At 53.6% G+C, this 6,412-nt stretch carries 4 protein-coding genes; 1 reads left to right on the top strand and 3 read right to left on the bottom strand.

The genetic code is table 11. From position 1 onward, the window contains the following. Positions 1-926, bottom strand: a 926-nt coding sequence (locus ACETWG_07065; GenBank protein MFB0516347.1) for a hypothetical protein, incomplete at its 3' end; no start/stop codon positions are given. 392 nt (positions 927-1,318) lie between these two features. On the opposite strand from ACETWG_07065, the gene ACETWG_07060 reads away from it, so the two are divergent. Continuing rightward, positions 1,319-3,577, top strand: coding sequence for a glycoside hydrolase family 3 N-terminal domain-containing protein (locus tag ACETWG_07060; protein MFB0516346.1), 2,259 nt, complete (start codon positions 1,319-1,321; stop codon positions 3,575-3,577). Positions 3,578-3,634: 57 nt separating this feature from the next. Here ACETWG_07060 and ACETWG_07055 read toward each other — a convergent pair whose 3' ends face one another. Both ACETWG_07055 and ACETWG_07050 read right to left on the bottom strand, forming a co-directional pair. Further along, positions 3,635-5,656, bottom strand: a complete 2,022-nt coding sequence (locus ACETWG_07055; protein MFB0516345.1) for a glycoside hydrolase family 9 protein — start codon at positions 5,654-5,656, stop codon at positions 3,635-3,637. A 157-nt stretch (positions 5,657-5,813) separates the two neighbouring features. Then, a partial coding sequence (locus ACETWG_07050; protein MFB0516344.1) for a tetratricopeptide repeat protein occupies positions 5,814-6,412 on the bottom strand: 599 nt, incomplete at its 5' end.

Genomic DNA, 6,412 nt, shown 5'->3' with positions numbered 1-6,412 from the left:
ACTGAATCCACTGACCAGCTGTTGAACAGGTTTTTATAACGATCCAGGGTGAAGGAAGGACCCGACCACTGGGAACCCACCGACCATTTCAGGGCATTGGTGGCGGGATCCATTCCGGCCCCTTCTTCAACCACGATGCCGCCGCTCCAGCCCGGATCAAGGGTCACGTTCGTCGGCACCGCCTTGCCGTTGAACATGATGAACGCCATCGGGGCGGCCCCCAGCAGCTCGAAGCGATCCAGATAGATCGTGCCCGTGCCGACACCTGAAGCGGAAGGATTGGCAGAGTTATAAAGGGCACCGTCGATGGAAAACTCAAAAAAGAAACCCTTGATCTGATCCAGATCGAGCTGACTATTCCCATATATGCCAGCCCAGCCAGTAAGGTAGAAACCATTGCTTCCCGCGAAGGCGTCGGAGCCCACGTCCTTCATGGGCATGAGGATCTGGTTCCAGCCCGGCTCATCGTCCAGGATATAGTGGAAGGAGTACCACTCCTCGACTAAGTCTACGCTGTATGTTTTGGGCCCATCTACGCTATTACTCACATCGCAGAAATTGATCCTGAACTGGATAACGGAGTTGGGATCATCCACGGCGTTGTAGTACCAGATACTCATGGTGTCCCATGGAGAGAAGTCATAGACACTGTTGGAGTCCGGGTGCCAGTGCTGCAGCGTGGAATAGCCGCCCCAGGATGCGTAGGCCTGCACAGCATAGTCAATACCGAGGGCTCCCGCTCCCTCGTGAACCTGGGTAGTCTCAAGGAATATAGTTGCCTCGGTGGTATCTTCCGCACCTTCCTGAAGTGCCACATCAAAGTAATTAGTATCAGGCAGTTCATCAAAGGCGTTAATGAGCTGCCCGCTGGCCTGCGTGGCAGCAAGGGCCACAGCGAGCAGCACAACCCAGTAACTGTGTTTCATTGTGTTGTCCTCCTCAGTATAAAGTTCTACCATCAGACGTTATCCAATACTATAGACAACCATTGGCTTTTTTCATATATCAGATTAACTCAATCCCACGAGCATTTAAGCATTCAACCCACCAATCTGACCCATGCATGTATGAGTTAAAATGCCCAATGATAGTATAAATTAAGTCAAAACAGCCCTGTTTCTAAGAATTATCAGCCGCGGCAATGCGGTTGAGTGCGATAGGGATAGTATCCGTCCGTTCAACCCTCACCACAGGAACCTTAACGGGAGCACCATCGCGATATGTGGGAATGCAATAACTTGCCGGGAATCGCATATATGCACTAGCTTTTACAATAATCGGTATCAGGAAATATATAAACCTGAGGGGGATATATAATATGAAAGCATTCAATTCCACAGGCATCGTGAGAGGCGTCTATGCAACAATCATTACGATGGTTTTCCTGCTCGTGGGATGCCAGGGACAGCAAGGTGATTCGACCGATCGCAAGGTGAAAGGTCTACTCGCTGAAATGACCCTTGAGGAAAAGATCGGCCAGATGACCCAGGTGAGCATTGAAGTAGTAAGCAAGACGCAGGGAATGGCCACTCAGGCCTGGGAACTTGATCCAGCCAAACTTGATACAGCCATTCTCCATTACCACATAGGTTCCATTCTCAATGTATGGAATAAGGCACTTGCAGTGGAAGAGTGGCATTATCTGATCACAGCAATCCAGGATCGGGCCACGAAGAAGACTCGCCTGGGCATACCCGTGATATACGGGATTGACGCCATTCACGGAGCCAATTATACCATGGGGGCCACCCTTTTCCCCCAAAGTATCAACATGGCTGCGACCTGGAATCCCGACCTCGTGCGTCGCGAAGGAGAGATCGCAGCCCTGGAGATGCGCGCTTCGGGCATTCCGTGGAATTTCAATCCGGTGTTAGGAGTGGGACGCAACCCTCTGTGGCCGCGTCAATGGGAGACCTACGGTGAAGATCCGCACGTGGCTGCGGTGATGGGCGCGGCTTACATCGCGGGACAGCAGGGCGACAATCCCAGCGCAGCCGATAAAGTGGCCGCCTGTGCCAAGCACTACCTGGGTTACAGTGTCCCCCTGACCGGCAAGGACCGAACCCCAGCCTGGATTCCGGAGCGGATGCTGCGCGAGATATTTCTGCCACCTTTCAAGGCCGCGGTCGACGCCGGGGTGCTCACGTTCATGGGGAACAGCTCGGAGATTAACGGCATACCTGTCCACGCCAGCCCGTTCTATTTAACCGAAATTCTACGGGATGAGCTGGGCTTTGAAGGATTCCTCGTCTCCGACTGGGCTGACATTAATAATTTGTATACCCGAGAGAAAGTGGCGGCCACTCCGAAAGAGGCCGTCCAGATAGCAGTACTGGCAGGAGTGGATATGAGCATGGTTCCATATGACTATAGTTTCTATGAGTATCTTTTAGAGCTGGTAAAAGAAGGGGACGTACCCGAATCCCGGATTGACGAGGCGGTGAGCAGAATTCTCCGAGTGAAGTACCAACTGGGTCTCTTCGACAGTCCGTACCCGAACTCTGAACTGGCTGAACGGTTCGCCAGCAATGAGGCGGCCGCAGTCAGCCTTCAAGCAGCCCGAGAGTCAATTACGCTGCTGAAGAACGAGGGCAATCTGCTCCCTCTTAAGAAGGATACCAGGGTGTTCATTACCGGTCCGGCGGCTGACTCCAGATCGGTGCTGAACAGCGGCTGGACCATCACCTGGCAGGGTAATGAAGAATCCCTATATCCCCAAAACAAGCCAACGATCCTAGGAGCGGTCAGCGAGAAAGTTGGCCAACGAAACGTAACCTACTTGCCTGGTGCTACCTTTGAAGAGGTGGGCGATGTTGCTGCCGCGGTGTCGGCTGCCAAGAGAGCGGACGTCGCCATCATCTGTATTGGTGAGGCACCCTACTGCGAGTCACCTGGTAACATCCATGATCTTACCCTGAGTGAACCGCAGCTGGAATTGGCTGAGGCGCTTGAAGGTGCTGGTGTGGCGGTGGTCCTGGTCCTGGTAGAGGGCCGCCCACGTATAATACATCGCATCGTTGACGCTGCCCGGTCCGTTGTGTGGGCGGGTTTGCCGGGTATGGAGGGCGGCCAGGCTGCTGCAGACGTGCTCTTCGGAGACTATAACCCCGCTGGTAGGCTACCCATCACCTACCCCCGGTATGCCAACGATCTCATAACCTATGACCACAGGAACAGTGAAATCTCCTGGCCCAATAGTTACGATCCTCAGTTTCCATTCGGGCATGGACTCAGCTATACCACCTTCGAATACAGCGATCTGGCTCTCGATAAGAGCGCACTGGATAGCGGTGAGAAACTGAATGTAAGTGTGACTGTGATGAATACCGGTAAGGTAGCGGGGTACGAAGCGGTCCTCCTATATGTGAGTGATTTGGTCCGTTCAGTGACTCCGCCGGTGAAGCAGCTGAAGGGATTTACGAAAGTATTCCTTGAGCCGGGCCAGGGCGAAACGGTGGCTTTCACTCTTTCCGAAAAGGACCTGGCTTTCGTGGGTCTTGATAATCGCTGGATAACAGAGCCGGGTGAATTCGTCGTACGGGTTGGCTCTCTGGAGGGCACTTTCGTATTGAAGTAGCCTCAAACAGGTTGGTAAGCGGGCTGAGTAAGGATCATCAGGATTCGCTCAATCAGCCTATTTGAGGTAGACCATCTTTCTTACTTCCGACCAGTTTGCACCCTGAAGTTGATATAAGTATGTGCCGGAACTGAGGAGATTCCCGATCGCGTCGGTTGGAGACCAAATGACTCTCTGAGACCCGGTTGCGAACCACCCCAGGTCGACTTGACTGGCCAGTCCCCCACGAATGTTATAAACCATCAGCTGAACGTTCTGCGGAGATCCCAGATCGAACGTGATATTAGTGCTACTGTTGAAAGGATTGGGATGGTTCTGATGGAGTCGGATGTCATGCGGAAGGAAGCCTTGAGAGCCATTTTGAATTCCATTGGCAGCGCCGGGACCACCGAAATAGCCGACGATGAACACCAGTGCGGCGTTCCAGTTGATGGCAACTTCGTTGGAAGCCCAGCTATTCTGATTATCGAGGTAGCAGAGTGCCGGCGGTGTGGACCAGTTGAATTGCGCTTGAAGTGTTGGATCATTCAGGTACTGATTTGGACCTCCGGCCAGGAAGCCGGGAACGGGATCGTCGATACCATCGGACATGGAGGCGCGATGGTGTGGGTATCGCGGTGACCGCGTTCCCACCCCGGTGATAAAGGTCATGTCGTGGGCATTAACTCCCAGGATGTAGTGGAGTTGATCAAGGGCGGCATGCATGTAGGTTGAATTTCCCGTTTCCTCAAAACACAGGATCAGGGCAATGGCGTCGTTCATGATCATGCTATTGCTGCCCCAGTAGTAGCGGCCGGGTTCGAGTGCGACGTGGAATCCGTACGTATTGCGGCGCTCGACCAGCGCATTGCACAGCCCCACGAGGGCGCTGCGCAGTATCTGACGGGTAATAGCGTCTTTGCCGGGTACGGCTGCGGTCAGGTAGGTCAGGTGAGCCATGGCCTCGACGTTCTGCCATGACATGGAGCTGCTCAATACGTCACCAGCGCTGTAATTAGCCAGGTAATAATCATGGTAGCTTTCGTTCCCTGTGGCTGCGAAGAGTTCAGCGGCGGCCCAGAGGCGCTCGTCCTCGTCGCTGGTATCACCGTACTCTCCGGTTACTGTCCCGGTGGGATTGGTAAAGCCGCCTGCTGGAACGATGTCCGGGTGTGCCAGAAGAAAATCCCAGGCTGCATCAGCAGTAGCCAGACAGGTATCGGAAAACTGTTGGTCGAAAGGCCTGAACACGCGTGCCGCTCGGGCCATCATGGCGGCCAGGTCGGCTGTCGCCGCAGAGGAGATTTCGTAAATATATCTCGTGGCCTTGTCGTTTTCCGGCATGACCTCACCAGCGAAGTTCTGCGCCGTGAGTTTATGATGAGCTCCCCCTGAGGCATCCTGCATGGCAAGCAGCCACTCCAGTTCATATCGGACCTCATCCAGCAGGTCGGGAATCCCGTTTCCGCTCTCCGGTGTGCCTAAGCTATCCGATCTAAACTTGCCAGGGAACAGTTCATACGCCATAAGTAACGTGCCAACCGAAATGCCAGCATTAACAGTGTACTTTCCGAAATCACCGGCGTCGTGCCAGCCACCTTTAGACTCATTGAAACCGGAGAGGCCGGTCGAAGCGTGATAAAATGCATCAGCGATATGGCACATTTGATGGGAAAAAGCCCCCGCAAACTCCGGTGTCAGTGCCATGCCACAGCGATTGAAATAGAACGCTTTCAGAGCTTTCCGAAAAACGTCATCGTAGACCGTATCGGTTATCGAAAAGGTAGCAGACCGGGTACCGGTTGAACTCTGCAGGAGGTAATCCCCCGGGGCGGAAAGGTTGGAAAAGTCGCCGCGATAGAGCGTCAGGCCTGTGGTGGGATCGTCGGTGATCCACAGCTGGAGAGGAGCGGAAAAAACAACCCCTTCTGACATGTGATCAAGGACGTAGAAGCTATCGCTCGGTTGAGTCGCAAAGACGTACTTTGGATCCTCAGGCCGGTAGCCCAATTGGTTTACCATGAGGGCGTCCTGGCTTGAAGCACACGATAGGATAGCTGCGAATATTATTGCCCAGCTAGGTGAACCGATGACTTTCATGACCTCCTCCTATAGTGATGGCTCCCGTAGCTGTCCATAGGCCAGCTGCCAGGGACTGGTCAGCGCGCAGCATGCTCAATGAATCTATGAATCCAACACCTTTAGTTGAAAGTCCATGTCAATCCTTAACCGGAATAAATTTAATGCACTACACAGACTATTGATTTCCTATTTGTGTTCGGAGATATTCGTAGAGACGCCGGGCATTGGGGTAGTCTGGCACTTTCGCAAGTAGGATCTCCAGCTGTGTGACAGCCTTGTAGATATCCCCCGTTTCCACATAAGCTCCACTCAGATTGTACCTGCTCCGGTGGTCGTTAGGTTCCAGGACCACAGCCTTTTCCAGGTAAGGGATTGCCTGTTGAACTTCTCTGTTCCTCAAGAAAATGGTCCCAATCGATTTGTAGGCGTAGGCATTCTCTTTCAGGCTCAATGACTGCTTTAATGGTTGGAGGGCAGCATTATACTGGCCGGCCGAAATGAGTGCTTGAGCTAAGACCTGATGACTGCGCCACCCCAGGGGATAGGCCTTCACCAAGGCCCGGCCTTCCTTGATGGCCGCCGCATGCTGACCATTGCTGGAGTAATGCGCGGCCATACCGGCATGAGCTTCCCAGAAAGTTACTTCTCTTCGTTGGAGGCGGAGAGCCATGCGTCCAGGTTCGTCGACGGGTGCCAGGTCGTCCAGAGTGAGATACCTGCGCCCAGGCCGATAAGGCCAACCGGATGTAAGGATGGCTATCCGTTGCTCTGCGA

This window comes from Candidatus Neomarinimicrobiota bacterium (assembly GCA_041862535.1).
Classification (GTDB): Bacteria; Fidelibacterota; Marinisomatia; order SCGC-AAA003-L08; family TS1B11.
The sequence above is the reverse complement of the archived record's forward strand: the minus strand, read 5'-3'. Positions and strand labels throughout refer to the sequence as shown.